This is a genomic window from Bifidobacterium sp. SKU, assembly GCF_026016405.1.
Classification (GTDB): domain Bacteria; phylum Actinomycetota; class Actinomycetes; order Actinomycetales; family Bifidobacteriaceae; genus Bifidobacterium; species Bifidobacterium bifidum.
On record NZ_CP092890.1, the window covers coordinates 210280 to 226683 of the forward strand.

A 16404-nucleotide genomic window follows, 5' to 3' on the forward strand; every position below is an offset into this window, starting at 1 on the left:
ACACCAAATTGCGTCACTGTGTGCGCCCTCGCACACAGTGACGCCTGTGTAAACCCTTTATTTTTCAACGGTTCTGCAGATTGCGTCACTGAGAGAGGTCGCGCACAGTGACGCAATCCGCACACAGTGACGGTCGATAACCATGGTTGTGTCGCACGATTCGCATGTTTCGTATGATCACGTGCGAGTTGCAGGATCCGACGCTGGTGGCATCAGCGCCGAGGCTCGTTCGCTGTCGTCTTCCGCGATGCCCGACTCATACGCGGCGCCCTTTGCGGCGTTCTCTGGCGCGGTACCTACGTTGCCGCTGACGGGCCGTCTCAGCACGATCATCTGCCAGCAGTGCCCGGAATTTCGGGTGTGGTCTATTCCGGCAGGTGGTGTCAAGGGCTTTCGCCACCCTTTGCGCGAATCGTCGCCGCCCCTGCGAGGTCAATATATCATCGGCAAAGACGACGATGACTGTATATCCCATCGCCCGCAAAGCCTGCCTCTTGCGTTCATCCCATCGGTATTGTCGTTTGTCGCGGCGATGCGCGTCTCCATCGTATTCGATGATGACCCGTTGTTTGGGGTATGCGATATCGACTGTCGCCTCGTGAGCCAACTCCGGAATGAGTATCTTCCAGTGTTTGACCGGCTGCGGCAATCCATGTCGCAACATCACGAGAGTGCAGCGGCATTCCATGGTGGAGTCAGTCACGGCATCGAGGAAAACGAGGGCATCAATGCATTTCCTTCTGCCCGGGAACGCGTCTGCTCCATCAAGGAACCGCGAGATATTGGCGACCGTCATGGAGCCTGATGACGCGCGCAGTATGGCATCCGCCAGAACGATTACCTCGATTTGCGTGAGATACGGCGCCAGCAGTGCCCATGTCATCAGCGGGTGCGTGTAGACGATGGTGATGTTGTCGTGAGTCCATGTGAGGTGGGCGATGCCCGTCAACGATGGCGGGCATTTCAGGTAGGACGTATCTTTCCGTCCGGATCTCTTGGTTGGCTCCCCAACGTACAGTACTTGGAACTTCACGGCTTCAAATCTTGAACATAGCGGTGTCTCTATGCCTGCCAGACGTAATGCGGTCATACCGGTATAGACCGGTGGCGAGGTGTTGATGGTTTTTCGTGAGTGTTCCATGCAATGCAGGAACGTCGTGGATTGCAGCTGGCGCAGTGAGCGCGCAAGATAGTTGTTCGCGACTGTTGCGCTGGAGCTGACAGGGGTGTGCTGATTCGTATTCATGGATTGAATGTAAGCATGATAATCTGCAGTGCGCCACCGGCCGCCTCAAATCTGTGGATAAGTGTATAACTTATCGGTTATCCACAGTGATGTAGCGAATGTGGATATGTAACTGGTGGAGATGCTGCGTGTGGTGCTGCTCTGAGGATGGAGGAACGCGTCACTGTGTGCGGGGTGCGTCACTCTGTGCGCCCTCGCACACAGTGACGCTCATGTAAATCCCTTATTTTTCAACGGTTCTGCGAGTTGCGCCACTGAGAGAGGGCGCACACGGTGACGCAACCCGCACACAGTGACGGTATTGCGGGCTTCCGCCGTGCACGGGTACGGGTATCGGATCATGTGACTGATCCGATACCCGTACCCAACGCCTCAGAGCGCCTGCGGGCGCAGGACGAGATCGAAATCGAACTCCGCGTCGTCGAGGCGGTATTTCTCGTGCAGCTTGGGACCGCAGCTGTTGGACCCGACGCCGGACTGCATGTAATCCACGCATACCACCGTCGAATCCGCCGGTTTCAGCTCGCTGTTGTGGGCCTTGGCGGTCAGCTCCTCCTGGGTGTAAGGCAGCGCCTGGAAGTCGAAGGCGTGGTCACCGGCACGGAGCACCAGCAGCTCGGCGTCATCGCTGGCGACGCTCGCCCAATCGCAGTCGTGATGGTTGCCGTTCTCCTGCGGCTTGATATACGGCTCGAACAGCGATTCGGGAGTGCCGGAGAACACGCCATGATAGCTGGACCGGCGCTTGTCGATGTAGCTTTCGTTCGGGCCGAGACCGCAATATGCGATCTGCCGCATCGGCTTCGGCACGAACAGGCGCAGGCCGAAACGCGGCAGGAACGGGAAATCGGTGTCGCGCATCACATGCATGCGCAGCGCCACCGAACCGTCGGGCGCGATGGTCCAGCCGGCGTCGATGTCGGCGATGCGCTGCACAATCGGCGCCACCAGCGCCATCGTCGCATGGATCGTCACCTGGCCGTCGACCACCACCGAGCCGTCCTCGGACGTCGCTATGGCGCTCACGTCGCCGGCGTCGACGTTGCCGTCGTCGAGGATCGCATCGTCTCCAAACGAGGCGACCGGCGCATCCTCATCGTCCGCACGCAGTTCAATCGACTCGGGCTTGGCGATGACGTCATCCTCATCGACCAGTACACCGACCTCGTACGCGCGCGCCTGAGCGCGGTCATACTGGGCGCGAATCCAATCGGCCTTGATGTACTGGTCGTTGTCGGTGGGAGCGCGCCACACGTTCAGCTCCATCGGCCTGTTAAGCAGCGACCGGTTCGCGAACGACATCGACGAGAACAGGCCGGTACGGCGGTCGAGCACATACCGGAACGTCGAGCCTTCCACGGTGATCGAGGCATCGGTCTGCATGACGGTCAGCGGGTCTGCCAGCACGTCGTCGTAGCCGGCATCCGCGGCATCGTTCGCCCCATCGTCGGCGCCTTCTACGCTATCGGTGCCGTCATCGGCAACGTCGTCGACATCGTCATCCGAGCCGATGCCATCGGCGATATCGGCCAGCGCGGCGACGACCGTCTGATTGCGCGGATCCGCGGTCGGCACGGCGACCTCGTCGAAGCCGAGCTCGAAGCCGATCGGCAGTGTCTCGGTGTCCGTCGCCTGATAGTACTTCACCAGCATCGTCACGTTCCCGGCCTCGGGTATGGCATCAAGGATCTCAGCCGGTACGTCGACGACCGCGTCACCATGCGGCGCGATCGATGGCATCGACGGCGTGTAATTGCCGGGATGCTCCTCCCGGAACGCCGCGCCCGCCGCAGGGTCGCTCTCCCACGCAGCCCATGCGGTCTCCACGCCATCCACCAGCAGCTCGAACGTCATGAACACCGCGTCGGCGGCATCCAGGAAGTCCAGGTAATTGTGCAGCGTCACCGTGCCCGCGGCCGCGTCGAAACCGGTCACGCGCACCGGCCGATACACGTTCTTGAACTCCAGCAGCCCGGTATGCGGCGCGCGGTCCGGGTACACCAAGCCGTCCATGCAGAAATTGCCGAAATGCGGGTACTCGCCCGAATCGCCGCCGTACGCGTACTCGCGCTCGCCGGCCGCGTTCGTGCCACGGTCGATCGCATGGTCGCACCACTCCCAGATGAAGCCGCCGACCAGGCCGTCATAACGCTGGATGCGCGTGAAATAATCCTCCAGATCGCCCGGGCCGTTGCCCATCGCATGGCAGAATTCGCACAACACGTACGGCTTGACGCCGTTGTCGCCGTCATCGCCGTTGCTGCCGTCGCGCAGCCCGTCCGGCGTGCGCGGCCCCTCCTCGGAGAAGTACTGGTCGATCTCCTCGACGGACGGGTACATGCGGCTGTGTACGTCAAGATAGCTGTAATCGCACTCCTGTCCCTCATCCACATACCGGGCGCTCTCATAGTGCGTCAGGCGGCTCGGGTCGAAGGTCTGCGTCCACAGCAGCGCCGCCTCGAACGTACAGCCGTACGCACACTCGTTGCCCATCGACCAGAAGATGATGCTCGCATGGTTCTTGTCGCGCTCCACGCTGCGCTGCGCGCGGTCAACGGTCGGCGCGATCCACGCGGGGTTGTCGGCGATAGGCCGGTTCCAGCGCTTGTTGACAGCCGCGTCGCTCTCGTCCGGATGCACGCCGCGCATCGCGCCGTGGCTCTCGTTGTCAGCCTCGGCCACCACGTAGAAGCCGAGACGGTCGTACAGGTCGTAGAAGTGCGGCGCGTTCGGGTAATGGCTGGTGCGGATCGCGTTGACGTTGTGCTCCTTCATCAGCGTGAGGTCGCGCATGAGCTGCTCCTCGCTGATGACCGGGCCGGTCACCGGGTCGCTGTCGTGCCGGTTGACGCCGTGGAGCTTGATCGGCTTGCCGTTGACCTTGACCACATTGCCATCCACGCTGACCTCGCGGATGCCGACGAGCGCGGTGATGACCTCGTTCGCGGTGGTGTACACGATGGTGTACAGGTACGGCGTCTCGGCGGTCCACAGATGCGGGTCGTCGACCGCCAGGGATGCGTGCGCGGTCGGGGCGAACGCGCTGTCTCCGGTGAATCCGGTGCCGTTCGCGCCGCCGGCGAGCGTGCCGGTCACCGACGCGATGCGCAGTGCGGCCTGTGCGTCCGTGGAGTCATCGTCGATGGCGGCCACGTCGTCGATCGACTCGATGACGCCTTCTTCTTCGTCGTCCGCGGCGGTGTCGTCGCTGCCAGTGCCGGCCGCGTCGTCGGCTTCGCTCGCGTCGGGCTGTGTCCGGACCGTCACTTCGTCCTCGTCCCCGGCCATCGGATCATCGATCGGCTCCGAGGCCGTCTCTGCCACCAGCTCGCCATCCTCATCGAACAGCTGCACCTTGACCGGCACATCCGCATCGTCGAAGAACGCGAAATCCACGTCGACCGTCGCGTGATCGACCGGCGACGCATCATATTCGTCATCGCTGATGCCGGCCTCAACCAGCGCGGAATCGACATTGCGCCAAATCGACGTATGCACGAACATGTCACGAATCGCATACTCGGGACGGTCCAGCAGATACACGTCACGGAAGATGCCGCTCATGCGGAACTTGTCCTGATCCTCCTGATAGCTGCCGTCGCACCACTTCAGCACCAGCACGGCCAGCGTGTTCACGCCGTCCTCCAGCACGTCGGTCACATCGAACTCGCTGGTCGAATGCGACACCTGCGAATACCCGACGAACTCGCCGTTCACCCACACATAGAACGCCGAATCCACGCCCTCGAAATTCAGGTACGTGCAGGGCGCGTCAGGATCGGACGTATGCATGAAATCGCACAGGTACACGCCGCACGGGTTGTCCTGCGGCACGAACGGCGGGTCGAACGGGAACGGATAGTCGAAATTCGTGTACTGGTGGCGGTCGAAACCATGGTTCTGCCACACGCTCGGCACCGGCGTCGTCGTGAAGCCGTCCGCCGCCAACGCACCCGTGGCGGCAGTGCGCGGATCGGCGTTCTCCGGTGCGTCATCCCCGCCGAAATCCACGTCATAGAACACCGGGCGGCCGGCGGCGCGCAGTCGGGAGACCTCGGCGTCCAAGTCGTAGATGCTCGCATAATACTTGAAATCCCAGTCGCCGTTCAGCAGCATGAAACGGTCGGAATTCACGCGATTCTCGCCGACCGTGTCCATCGACGTGGACGCGGGCACGTAATACGCGCGGTTCGGCTGCGTGCCGACATGTAGATGGCCGAGACTCTCGTAGTACCGGGGAATGAACATGATGGAGCCCTCCTTGGTTGTGCATGTGCCAGTGCGATGACACTGCACACCATTATCGGCGTCAGCATGGTCGAGAAGTAAGGCCTTTGCCTGGCTTCCGGCGATATTCGCGGGTCCTGGAAAGGTGGTCTCGCGCTAAACCAAGGAAAATGGCGGCTCGCAAGGTTTGCGGGGACTTCGTTGTGACTTGTGTTCGGCGTGTCGGATTATGGTGGGCTGGCTCTGTGCGCTCGTGAGCCGTTCCGGCTCTGTTCGCGCGTGCGGCGGCCATGGCTCCATCCGCGGGATGTGCGCGACTAAGGGCGGACGGTCTTGCGCGTCTGCGTGACCTGGTATGCGGTCAGCAGAATCGCAAGCCACACCACACCGGCGATGACGGCGACGCGATAGCTGGACGAGAAGCACATGAGCACCACGACGAATGCTAGGAATGCAAGCACTACATACGGCATCACGCGGGCGAACGGCAGCTTGAAATGGATGCGTCCCAGAGCCTCGTCTCCGGTGAGCCCGGCCAGCTCGCCGGGCCCGTCTCCGGCCGCCACACGGCGACGGAAATGAATCTCGGTGACCATGATCATCGACCAGTTGATAACGCCAGCAATCGTGGCGATCGACATCAGATAATTGAACGCGAAATCGGGCCACAGGAACACGACCACCACGGCCAGCGCGGTGATGGCCGCGGAAGCGAGCACCCCGACAACCGGTACGCCGTGGAAGTTGAGCTTGCCGAGGATTTCGGGCGCGTTGCCCTGCCTGGCCAGCGAGTACAACATGCGGGAGTTGGCGTACAGGCCGGAGTTGTACACGCTCATCACCGCGGTCAGACACACGAAGTTGAGGATGCCGGCGGCCGCGTGCACGCCCACCGAGTCGAAGATCTGCACGAACGGGCTGGTCGTGCCGTCGATCGTGTTCCACGGCACCACGGCCATGATCACGCCGAGTGCGCCGATGTAAAACACCAGGATGCGCCAGATGATGCCATTCGTCGCGCGGGGAATGGTTCTGCGCGGATCTTCGGTCTCGCCGGCCGTGATGCCGATGAGCTCGGTGCCGCCGAAACTGAACATCACCACGACCAACGCCATCAACAGTCCGGTCCATTGGCCGTCGGCACTTTGCTGCAGCAGGCCGTGGGGGAGTACGCCGCCATCGAGCGCGAACCAGTTCGAGAAGCCCGCCTTGACGCCGGAATCCGTTGGCAGTCCGGCAATCAGTACCGCGAGCCCGCCGACGATCATCGCTATCACCGCGACGATCTTGATGATCGCGAACCAGAATTCGAACTCGCCGAACTTGCTCACCCCCAGCAGGTTCATCGCCGCAATCACGACGAGAAACACCGCGGCCGACACCCATTGCGGAATCGCGGGAAACCAGTAGTTGACGAACGAGCCGACCACGCTCAGCTCCACCATCGACACCAGAATGTAATTGAACCAGTAGTTCCAGCCGCTCACGAAGCCGGTGCGCTTCGACCAGTAGCGGGTCGCGTAGTAGCTGAACGCACCGGCCCTCGGGTCTTCGACCGACATCTCGCCCAGCGCCCGCACGATCATGAAGATAGCCAACCCGCCCACAAGATAGGCAAGCAGGATTGACGGGCCTGCCAACGCGATCGACTCGCTGGAGCCATAGAAGAGTCCGGTGCCGATCGCCCCTCCCAGCGCGATCAGCTGGACATGCCGGTTCTTCAACGATTTGCGCAACGCCGCTGGTGCCGGCGTGTTGCCGGTGCCGGGGCGGGAGGCCGTCGCCGTGCCGTCGTGCATGGTGTTCTTGCTCATCGGTTCCTCTCCATCGTTGCCGCACGCCGGCGACTGCTCGCGGCATTGGCCGTCTGCCCGTCGTTGACCCGCTCGCGCCCGTCTTCGACATTGCCGTCATCGCCGGTGGGACCGGGCCGTGATGCCGTGATCGCCGCACCCGCCGCAACGCAGGCCGATATCGGCACGACCGCCATTCTATGCCATCCGCTGACGAGTCGACGTCACCGTGCGCCGTTTTGTCTCCCGCATCGGCTCATCGGGGTGCGTCATGCCGCGGTGGGCACCACGGTCACGGTCTGAGCCTTCCTCATCGTCGCGGCGTCGACTTTTCGTGGCTATCTGCGTTTCAAGGGGGTGATTTCGTGTTCGCCGAACATCTATCTGAGTTTCAGGGGGTTGCCAAAACATGATACCCGGAGTATTGAGCACCAATTGCCATTGGAATCATGCGGTCTTGAGGGCGTTTATACTCGGCTACCAACCCCTCGAAACGCAGATAGATGTTCCGGAAGAGCGCCATCAACCCCTTGAGATGCAGATAGCCCAATTTTGCCGCAACATGTCTGCGATTGAGCGCCTAGCATCACGTTTGCATAATCGTGATTTACTAAATCGCGATTATGCAAAGGATCTGTGCCGGTGTGAAGAATATGTCATGCCCCGTCGATTCCTTGTGACCAGCATCTCCGATTCGTCTAGTGCCGCTGCAGCACTCTGGCCGTATGATTCCGGGTGGGCCGAGGCCGGAATCGTCTGTCTCACCGGGCGCCGGGCATGCCCATGGTGAAGATGATGTGGGCGACGGTTTCTGGTGGGGCGGCGAGGTCTGTAGCGAGCCAGTACTGCAGCAGTCCGATGCTGCCGGATACGGCGAACCGCATGCGCATCTGCGCTTCGGCCGGGTCGCTGGAGGCGGGCTGCATCTGTTCGGCGACGGAACGGCGGCTGTAGATCAGGCCGAGCAGCTGTTGCTGGAAATCCAGGTCGGCGGTAGGGCTCATCAGCACCTGCAGATGGTTGCGGTTGTCGGCGATATAGCGGCAGATGTGCTCGATGACGTGCTCGACGCCGGCCGCGTCAGGCTGCATGAGCAGCTGGTCGAGCGCGGTCGTGACCCATGCCATCGTTTCGTCCTCGATGTCGTGTAGCAGCTCCTCGATGCTGTCGTAGTGCGCGTAGAACGTGGAGCGGTTGACGTCCGCCTGCTCGCACAGCGCCTTGATGGTGATGCTGCCGAGCGGCCGTTCGCGCATCAGGTCGATGAGCGCGTCCTGCATCGCCCTCCGCGTGTAACGGGTGCGGCGGCTTTCGGTCAGTTCCTTGGCCATGGCTGGTCCTTGCCTCGTATGGCCTCGCGCCGGCGGATTCCTGCCCGACATTCGGCAATCCGACTGTTGGTTGCGAAACCGACATAGTGTTGTTTTACTTGAGTATAACATCTGTTGCGTGTGCGGGGAGGTGCATGATGGCGTATATCGAGTTCGACCGCGTGGTCAAGGAATACCCGTCCGGGCGCACCACGATCCGCGCACTGGACGAGGCCAGTTTCACCGCCGACCGAGGCGAACTGACGGTGATCCTCGGGCAGTCGGGCGCGGGCAAGACCACGGCGCTGAACATCCTTGGCGGCATGGACACCGCCACCTCCGGGCGCGTGGTCGTCGGCGGCCGCGACATCACCGGACTGCGCAAACGCGACCTCATAGCCTACCGGCGGATGGACATCGGATTCGTCTTCCAGTTCTACAATCTCGTGCCGAATCTGACCGCATTGGAGAACGTCGAACTCGCGTCGCAGATCTGCCCCGACCATTTCGACCCGGCCGACACCCTGCACAAGGTCGGCCTGGGCGACCGGCTGGGCAATTTCCCGGCGCAACTGTCCGGCGGCGAACAGCAGCGCGTGTCCATTGCGCGCGCAATCGCCAAGAAGCCGAAGCTGCTGCTGTGCGACGAGCCGACCGGCGCGCTCGACTATGAGACCGGCAAGGAGGTCCTGCAACTGCTGCAGGACATCTGCCGTGACGAGAACATGACGGTGCTCATCATCACCCACAACTCCGCGCTCGCTCCGATGGCGCACAAGGTCGTCCGCTTCCGCTCCGGCAAGGTGGTGGGCGAGGATGTGAATCCCGCGCCGACACCGATCGCCGACATCGAATGGTAGGTGCTGTGATGGGACGGCATGCGCATAGGAACAAAGGTCGGAAGGTGGACGGTGATTCTGCCGGGTGGTCGCCCGCGTCCGATGTGCCCACCGAGATGATTCCCGGAATCTACGACTTGGCGGCCGACACCGATACGGGCGGCAGGCCGTCTCGTGGGCGCTCGCTGTCGGGGGCGTTCGTCAAGGATACGATGCGCTCGTGGCTGCACGGGTGGAAACGGTTTCTGTCCATCGCCGTGATTTCGCTGCTTGGGGTGGCGGTGATGACCGGCATCTACGCCGGTTGTCGTGACACGTTCCGCGCCGCGAACCGGTTCTACGACGCGCAACGGTTGCACGATATCCAAGTGCTGTCGACTTACGGCCTGACCGATGATGACGTTGCGGCCTTGAAGCAGGTCCGCGGAGTCGATGTCGTGCAGCCGGAACGCAGCCAGAGCGTCGAAGCCGACGTCAAGGGCACCGACAAAACCGTCACCATCAACGAGATCGGCGTGAATGGCCTCGACCAGCCGTACCTACAGGACGGCCGCATTCCGAGCAAGGCTGGCGAGGTCGCGGTCACCAAAAAGTTCCTCGCCGACAGTGGCATGGCAGTCGGCGACTCGCTGACCGTCACCCCGGTTGACACCGGCACTGCGACATCGACCGTTTCGGATACGGACTCCGCCGACAGCGGCGCGAACGGCATGGAACCGGCGGACGAGCAAGCCGATGCATCGCAATCGGCGCCGAGCTTCCCGACCGAACTGACCATCACCGGCACGGTGATAGACCCCAAGGACCTGAGCAATCCGGACGGATACAGCGGCGCCACGGCATTCCGCAACTCGCTCGCGTCCGACTACACGTTCTTCGCGCCGAGCGACGGCGTGACAGGAGACATCTACACCGCTATCAGCCTGACCGTGAGCGGCTCGACCGACGAGGACGCGTTCAGCGACGACTATGACACGCTGGTCCGCGATGTCGCCGACCGCATCGAAGCCACGGTGCAGACCAAGCAGCAGAACGAACGCCGGCAGACTCTCGTGGACGCCGCGCAGAAGAAGCTCGACCAGGCGAAGACCGACGCCTACCGGCAGCTCGACGACGCGCAGATGCAGATCGCCGAGCAGACGGAGGAGCTGAAAACCCGGCGCGAGCAGGCGAAAACCACCAAGCAGAGCCTCGAAGACCAGCTCACACAGCTCGAAGACCAATCGGAGCAGCTGCAGGACGGCAAAGACCAGGTCAACGTGGGACTGCTCCAAGCCCGCCAGGGCCAATCGCAGCTGCAGCAGGGCATCGCCACCGCGCAGACGATGAACGACCTGGCCGCGCAGGGCGCGCGGGCCGCAGAGCAGGCCGCGGACGCGGCAGACCAGGCAGTCGCCGGCGCGCAAGGTCTGCCCGAGACGGTACTCGAACCATTGCGCAAGGCAGCGAAAGCCGCGCGCGACCTCGCCACACAGGCACGGTCCAAAGCCGATGAATCCGCGGCACAGCTCACGCAACTGCAATCCCAGCTGAGCCAGGTCAACGCCACCATAGCCCAACTCGAAGCGCAATCGGCCACCTTGCAGCGGCAAACCGAGCAGCTGCGCGGCGGTCGCCAGCAGATCCGCGACGGACTCAAGCAGATAGCCGCCGGCGAAGAGCAGATGGACACCGGCGAACGGCAGCTCAAGGACGCGCAAGACCAGCTTGACGCCAAGCGCAAGGATGCCGACAGTCAGTTCGCCAAGCAGCAGCAACGCGTCGACGACATCGCCGCAGCCCGCTGGTACGTGCAGACGCGCTCGTCAATCGGCGGCTTCAGCTCGCTCAAATCCGACATCAGCTCAATCGAATCAATCGGCTACGCCTTCCCGGTCGTATTCCTGATTGTTGCGGTGCTGATGAGCCTGACCGCGATGACCCGCATGGTCGAGGAGGAACGCGGTCTGATTGGCACCTACACCGGGCTCGGTTACGGGAACGCGGCCATCGCGATGCGATACGTGCTGTTCGCCGCGCTCGCCTGCCTAATCGGCGGCGGACTGGGACTGATGGTCGGCTTCCTCGGCATTCCGTCGTTCCTGCTGCTGGTGATCGAGGGACTGTACACGGTGCCCGGCATACAGCTCGAATACGATTGGCTGTACGGGTCGGCAGGCATCGCGCTGTTCGTCGTCGGCGTGGTCGTCGCAACGGTCGTCGCCTGCGCCGGGGCTCTGCGGCAAAGCCCGGCTCAACTCATGCAGCCGAAAGCGCCGAAGGCCGGCGCACGCATCTTGCTCGAACGCATCCGCCCGCTGTGGCGGCGGCTCAGCTTCCTCAACAAGGTCACCGCGCGCAACATATTCCGCTTCAAAAGCCGCCTGTTGATGACCGTCGGCGGGGTGGCGGGCTGCACGGCGCTGATTGTGTGCGGCTTCGCCATCAACGACACCGTCGCCACGCTCGGACCCAAGCAGTACGAGGACATCTACCATTACGACCTGCTCGTCGTCAGCGGCGACGACAGCGTCGATGCGATGCGCGCTCGGCTCGACAAGGACGGGCGCGTGGAACGTTCGCTCGATCTGCGGCTCGACAGCGGCGAGATGGACGCGGGCGACGCAGGCGAGACGATTCAGCTCATGATCGTGCCGGATGATTCAGCAGGGGCGCTCGGAGACATGATTACGCTGCGGTCCGCGAGCGGCGGGCACGGCAAGCTGCAGCTTGGGGGCGATGGCATAATCGTCGCGCAATCCGCGGCGAACTCGCTCGGCGTCAAGGCCGGCGACACCGTCACGCTACGCGACGGCAGTATGCGTCACGGCGAAGTGAAGGTCTCCGCGGTGACGCGAAACCTCATCGGCTCGAACGTGTATGTCAGCGAAAGTCTGTACAAGAAAACATTCGGCGTGTCGACGGCGGTGACGCGCAACGCCGTGATCGCCACACTGGACGGAACCGCCGACCAGAACATCGCGTACGCGGATCGGCTCGCACGCGATCCGTCGGTCGTGAGCGCCACCAGCACCGACGATCTCGAGCGCAGCTTCTCGTTCGACCTGATGAGCGCCGTCGTGGCGCTCATCATCGCGCTCGCGGGCGGGCTGGCGCTCGTCGTGCTGTTCACGCTGGCGAACACGAACGTGTCTGAGCGCGTGCGGGAAATGGCCACGCTGAAGGTACTGGGCTTCTACGACCGCGAGGTGCACCGGTATGTCAACAAGGAGATGCTGATACTGGCCGGCATGGGCATCGTCGTCGGTCTGCCGCTCGGGCGCGCGGTCGGCGGGCTGCTTACGGCGGCGCTCAACATGCCCGCGTTGTATTTCGAGGTGAGCGTGCACTGGTACAGCTATGTGATCGCCGCCGCGGCGACGATGGCGTTCGCGCTGCTCGTGCAGCTGCTCACCAATCCGGTGCTCGACCGCATCGATCCGGTCAGCTCGCTCAAGTCCGTGGAGTGAGCCGCCCGCCACCGCCCTACTTGTGGTATGGCTCGCCGGCGTTGATTTTGTAGGCGCGGTACAGCTGCTCCAGTAGGATCACGCGCATCAGCTGATGCGGGAACGTCATCTTCGAGAAGCTGAGCCTGTAGTCGGCGCGGCGCAGGATCGCGTCGTCCAGGCCGATCGAGCCGCCGATGATGAGCTGTATGTGGCTTTCGCCGTGCAATCCGAGCTGGTTGATGTGCGCGGCGAGCCCTTCGGAGGAGAGCATCGTGCCGTCGATCGCCAGCGCGATCACATAGGCGTCGGGACGGATGTGCTTGGCGATGCGCCCGCCTTCCTTGGCACGAATCTGCCGTTCCACGCCTTCGCTGGCATGTTCGGGGGTCTTCTCGTCGGCAACCTCGATGATGTCGAGCTTGCAGTAGCGGCCGAGCCGTTTGCTGTATTCGGCGATGGCGTCGCGCAGATACTGCTCTTTGACCCTGCCGACGCAAATGACGCTAATACGCATTATCCTGCTTTCTATCTGCCCGGAGGATTACGGAAGATACGCCGTCGTACTGCTCCGAGAGTCACGGCACGACGATACCGCGACTCTCAGAGTCCCTCGGTGGGGGATTGGCTGACGCTCCGCCAGTCAATCCCCCACCGAGGGCATTGGTTGATGTGTGCGGATACGGCCGTTCGAAGCCGAAGGCGTATTTCGTACGTCGAGCGCTGAGGAAAGGCCGTATACGCTCCATCAATCAATGACGCCGTAGAGGCGGTCGCCGGCGTCGCCAAGCCCCGGCACAATGTACGCCTTTTCGTTGAGTTTTTCATCGACGGCGCAGACGACGACCTTGAAGGCGATGGAGGGGTCGATGTGGTCTTGGACGTATTGGATGCCTTCGGGGGCGGCGATGATGTTGATGGCGGTGACGTCTTTGGCACCGCGCTCGGCGAGGTAGTGGGTGGCGGTGACGAGGGTGCCGCCGGTGGCGAGCATGGGGTCGATGAGGAAGCACTGACGGCCGGTGAGGTCTTCGGGGAGACGGTTGGCGTAAGTGATCTGCTGGGTGGGGTGCTCTTCGTCACGCTTCATGCCGAGGAAGCCGACTTCGGCGGTGGGGATCATTTTGGTCATGCCGTCGAGCATGCCGAGTCCGGCGCGAAGGACGGGAACGATGATGGGGGCGGGACTGGCGATGTGCTTGCCGACCATGGGGGCGACGGGGGTTTCGACGGGCTTGTCGACGATGTCGAGGTTGCGGGTCGCCTCGTAGGCTTCGAGCATGACGAGTTCGGTGACGAGCTCGCGGAAAGTGGCGGATGAGGTGTTTTTGTCGCGCAGGACGGTGAGCTTGTGTTCCACCAGCGGGTGGTCGAGTACGTGAAGTTCCATGAGTACCAGCGTACCCGGTTATCTCACATTCTGGATGGACGCAGCGTGTTGCTTATGTGACGTAGTGGTCAAGATGTGCAGTGAGGTCGGACTGCAGGAGCCGAAGGCGGTTTCGACGGCGACGACATCACCAAGGCCGCGCCGAACCAGCGCATCCGCAAAGGCATGGCGTTCGTGCCGCAGGGGCAGCAGTCGTTCGGCACGATGACCGTCGACGAGAACCTGCATGTGGTCGCCGACCGGTACGGGTCCGAGGCGAAAACGCGGTACGACGAGGCCGTGACGATGTTCCCGGTGCTCAAGGAATTCGCCGTCGAACGGGCGGATCGCTACTATGTGCCGGCCTCCGGGCGCTTCATCGCCACCGGCGAAGGCGGTCCTGCACAGGTTGAGGCCGCCAAAGAGGCCATGCGCGTATAATCGCGCTCTCAAAACTCGCAGATACAAGGCTTTTTTCGAGCGTCAATCGTTATACCTGCGAGTTCTGAGAGCGCCTATTGCAGAGCCTTCATCAAAGAAGCCACATGACCCTTTGCCCGGACGTTGTAACGGGCGATTTCTATCGTGCCGGCTGCGCCTGTAACAGGCACGCTGATGACGAATGTCGAGCGGATCACGCCTATGTGCGTGCGCCCGTAGAGCTTCTTTTCGCCGTACGCGCCGTAAAGCCGATGCACGGTCAGGTCCGCGTCCGACAGCAGCGGGAACGACAGGTGGTCGCGCTCGCGGAAACGCTGCAGCTTGTCGATTGGGTCCTTGGAGACGCCCAGCACAGTGAAACCGAGTGCGGTGAGCCGGGCAATGTTGTCGCGGAAGTCGCATGCCTCGGTGGTGCAGCCCGGCGTCATCGCGGCCGGATAGAAGTACAGCACCACGCGCTTGCCCTGCGCCAGCAGCCGCGACAGCGTGACGGAGGTCTCACTGCCGTCCGGGTTGACCGCAGGCAGGGTGAAATCAGGAGCGGGCTGGCCGGGGGTGAGTCGCGTGGGAAGGGCGGGCTGGCTGGATTGGCCGGGCTGCGGTGATTGGTCGTTTGCGTGATTTTCTGTCATGATGCGTGCCCCCTTATACCTCGATGCCCATGTGTGCCACCACTATCGCCGTCGTGGTGGACAGTCGCGCGACCGCGTATAGTCGAATCATGCAATGGCTGCACAGGATAGGCGAGGCGATTGATTCGCTGGTTGCATGGTGGCGGCGCTCGCTGACCGGGCGGGTGATTGACCGGTATGTGTCGCGGCGCGGGCCGCTGCTGGCGAACGGGCTGGCATATGGGCTACTGTTCGCGTTCTTCGCCGGCGTGTGGATCGTGGTCAGCGCGCTCGGACTGGTGGTGACCGGGAGCGAGGAGATGCAGAAGACGCTGCTCGCGATGCTGCGCACGGTGATTCCGAGCGTTTCAGATTCGCTGTTCTCCGCGTCGATGCTGAGTGGAATCTCGCATACGCTGACATGGACCGGTCTGGTGACGCTGGCGGTGTTCTGGTGGACGGTCACCGGTTGGATGAATTCCCTGCGCAATGCAGTGACGACCATGTTCGACGATTGCACGCAGGAGCTGAACGTGGTCAAGGCGCGATTGCGCGATACGGCCGCTGCGATCATGGTGGCGATACTGTTCATATTGTCGACCGCGGCGGGCGTCGTCTCTGGCGGCCTGATGAGACTGGTGTTGCGGGCGCTTGGCATCGCCGACGATTCGCTGCCGGGCGCGCTGTTGCTGGAATCGACCGGTTTCGCTACCGGCGTGTTGCTGAATTTCGCGTTGTTCATGCTGCTGCTGCGCGTGGTCGCGCACATACGCGCGGGCAAATTCACGCTGGTGGGGGCGGCGCTTGGGGCTCTGGCGGTCGCGGTGATGCAGCTGCTGGGCGCTCGTCTGTTGACGGGTGCGTCGCGCAACCCGATGCTGGCGCCGTTCGCAGCCATCATCGGCGTGCTCATCTGGTTCAACTTGGTGGCGCAGGTGATCATGATCTGCGCGGCGTTCATCGCCGAGTGCCGGCGGGGGGGGGGCGGGGAGAGCCGGAGCTAGCTACAGCCGCTGTCAGCTGACAGGGTAACTGGCACCAAGCATTGCCGGATACGATATCGTATGAGACGGCTGCGAGCTTCATCGCAGGTCGCAAGGTGCATGTCTTTCATGAGATGTGCCGTAGAGCATATGACGA

At 62.7% G+C, this 16404-nt stretch carries 11 protein-coding genes; 4 read left to right on the forward strand and 7 right to left on the reverse strand.

Features of this window, described 5'->3' with window-relative positions:
* Nucleotides 1-256: 256 nt before the first annotated feature.
* The 4 genes from MMB49_RS01025 to MMB49_RS01040 form a co-directional block, all read right to left on the reverse strand.
* Nucleotides 257-1246 (reverse strand): DUF559 domain-containing protein, encoded by a 990-nt coding sequence (locus tag MMB49_RS01025; RefSeq protein ID WP_047271372.1) that lies wholly within the window; start codon nucleotides 1244-1246, stop codon nucleotides 257-259.
* Between the two features lie 372 nt (nucleotides 1247-1618).
* Entirely contained in the window at nucleotides 1619-5494 is a 3876-nt protein-coding gene (locus MMB49_RS01030) for a glycoside hydrolase family 2 TIM barrel-domain containing protein (protein WP_047271375.1), read from the reverse strand.
* A gap of 296 nt (nucleotides 5495-5790) precedes the next feature.
* Entirely contained in the window at nucleotides 5791-7287 is a 1497-nt protein-coding gene (locus MMB49_RS01035; protein WP_047271378.1) for an amino acid permease, read from the reverse strand.
* A gap of 740 nt (nucleotides 7288-8027) precedes the next feature.
* Entirely contained in the window at nucleotides 8028-8597 is a 570-nt protein-coding gene (locus tag MMB49_RS01040) for a TetR/AcrR family transcriptional regulator (protein ID WP_003818483.1), read from the reverse strand.
* 137 nt (nucleotides 8598-8734) lie between these two features.
* Between MMB49_RS01040 and MMB49_RS01045 the strand changes: the two genes are divergently transcribed.
* Entirely contained in the window at nucleotides 8735-9436 is a 702-nt protein-coding gene (locus MMB49_RS01045; protein ID WP_047271975.1) for an ABC transporter ATP-binding protein, read from the forward strand.
* A gap of 8 nt (nucleotides 9437-9444) precedes the next feature.
* The gene (locus tag MMB49_RS01050) at nucleotides 9445-12864 is read left to right on the forward strand and encodes an FtsX family ABC transporter permease (RefSeq protein WP_047271380.1); all 3420 of its coding nucleotides are present in this window, start codon (nucleotides 9445-9447) and stop codon (nucleotides 12862-12864) included.
* 16 nt (nucleotides 12865-12880) lie between these two features.
* On the opposite strand, the gene rlmH is transcribed toward MMB49_RS01050, so the two are convergent.
* Entirely contained in the window at nucleotides 12881-13360 is a 480-nt protein-coding gene (rlmH, locus tag MMB49_RS01055) for a 23S rRNA (pseudouridine(1915)-N(3))-methyltransferase RlmH (RefSeq protein ID WP_003811533.1), read from the reverse strand.
* Nucleotides 13361-13591: 231 nt separating this feature from the next.
* Nucleotides 13592-14233 carry a uracil phosphoribosyltransferase gene (gene upp, locus MMB49_RS01060; protein ID WP_047271382.1) on the reverse strand — a complete coding sequence of 214 codons (642 nt, stop codon included), beginning with the start codon at nucleotides 14231-14233 and terminating at the stop codon, nucleotides 13592-13594.
* A 165-nt stretch (nucleotides 14234-14398) separates the two neighbouring features.
* On the opposite strand from upp, the gene MMB49_RS01065 reads away from it, so the two are divergent.
* Nucleotides 14399-14653, forward strand: a complete 255-nt coding sequence (locus MMB49_RS01065) for an ABC transporter (RefSeq protein WP_047271384.1) — start codon at nucleotides 14399-14401, stop codon at nucleotides 14651-14653.
* A gap of 74 nt (nucleotides 14654-14727) precedes the next feature.
* On the opposite strand, the gene MMB49_RS01070 is transcribed toward MMB49_RS01065, so the two are convergent.
* Nucleotides 14728-15285 carry a peroxiredoxin gene (locus MMB49_RS01070; protein ID WP_047271386.1) on the reverse strand — a complete coding sequence of 186 codons (558 nt, stop codon included), beginning with the start codon at nucleotides 15283-15285 and terminating at the stop codon, nucleotides 14728-14730.
* Nucleotides 15286-15449: 164 nt separating this feature from the next.
* On the opposite strand from MMB49_RS01070, the gene MMB49_RS01075 reads away from it, so the two are divergent.
* A complete protein-coding gene (locus MMB49_RS01075) occupies nucleotides 15450-16268 on the forward strand; it encodes a YihY/virulence factor BrkB family protein (protein WP_198647529.1) in 819 nt (272 codons plus the stop codon).
* Nucleotides 16269-16404: the final 136 nt, after the last annotated feature.

Coding starts and splice junctions, on each gene's coding strand:
- MMB49_RS01070 (WP_047271386.1), bottom strand. CDS start 15,285: ATGACAGAAAATCACGCAAACGACCAATCACCGCAGCCCGGCCAATCC.
- MMB49_RS01045 (WP_047271975.1), top strand. CDS start 8,735: ATGGCGTATATCGAGTTCGACCGCGTGGTCAAGGAATACCCGTCCGGG.
- rlmH (WP_003811533.1), bottom strand. CDS start 13,360: ATGCGTATTAGCGTCATTTGCGTCGGCAGGGTCAAAGAGCAGTATCTG.
- MMB49_RS01050 (WP_047271380.1), top strand. CDS start 9,445: ATGGGACGGCATGCGCATAGGAACAAAGGTCGGAAGGTGGACGGTGAT.
- MMB49_RS01025 (WP_047271372.1), bottom strand. CDS start 1,246: ATGAATACGAATCAGCACACCCCTGTCAGCTCCAGCGCAACAGTCGCG.
- MMB49_RS01040 (WP_003818483.1), bottom strand. CDS start 8,597: ATGGCCAAGGAACTGACCGAAAGCCGCCGCACCCGTTACACGCGGAGG.
- upp (WP_047271382.1), bottom strand. CDS start 14,233: ATGGAACTTCACGTACTCGACCACCCGCTGGTGGAACACAAGCTCACC.
- MMB49_RS01030 (WP_047271375.1), bottom strand. CDS start 5,494: ATGTTCATTCCCCGGTACTACGAGAGTCTCGGCCATCTACATGTCGGC.
- MMB49_RS01065 (WP_047271384.1), top strand. CDS start 14,399: ATGGCGTTCGTGCCGCAGGGGCAGCAGTCGTTCGGCACGATGACCGTC.
- MMB49_RS01035 (WP_047271378.1), bottom strand. CDS start 7,287: ATGAGCAAGAACACCATGCACGACGGCACGGCGACGGCCTCCCGCCCC.